General features: G+C 71.3%; 1 pseudogene. It reads left to right on the top strand.

Going from position 1 to position 422, the window contains the following annotated elements:
• Positions 1 to 422: pseudogene (locus JNW98_RS35925) on the top strand (bifunctional metallophosphatase/5'-nucleotidase); the annotation flags it as partial.

Raw genomic sequence — 422 nt, 5'->3', positions numbered from 1 at the left:
CTCGCCGCCGCGCCCGCCGGGGCGGCTGCCTCGTACGGCCACGGTCACGGCCACGACCGGGGCGACGGTCACGGCCACGGCCGGACGGTCGACGTCCAGCTGCTGTCCTTCAACGACCTGCACGGCAACCTGGAGCCGCCGCAGGGCTCGTCCGGCACCGTCACCGAGACACAGAAGGACGGGACGAAGAAGGTCATACCCGCGGGCGGGATGGAGTACCTGGCCGACGCGCTGCGCACCGCGCGCAAGGGGCACGAGTACTCGATCACCGCCGCGGCCGGCGACATGATCGGCGCCAGCCCGCTGATGACCGGCCTGTTCCACGACGAGCCCACCATCGAGGCGCTCAACAAGCTGAAGCTCGACGTCACCTCGGTCGGCAACCACGAGTTCGACGAGGGCCGGGCCGAGCTGCTGCGGAT

The organism is Streptomyces huiliensis, assembly GCF_020037025.1.
Classification (GTDB): Bacteria; Actinomycetota; Actinomycetes; order Streptomycetales; family Streptomycetaceae; genus Streptomyces; species Streptomyces huiliensis.
Note: the sequence above shows the minus strand (reverse complement) of the source record. Positions and strands in the feature narration are given on the sequence as shown.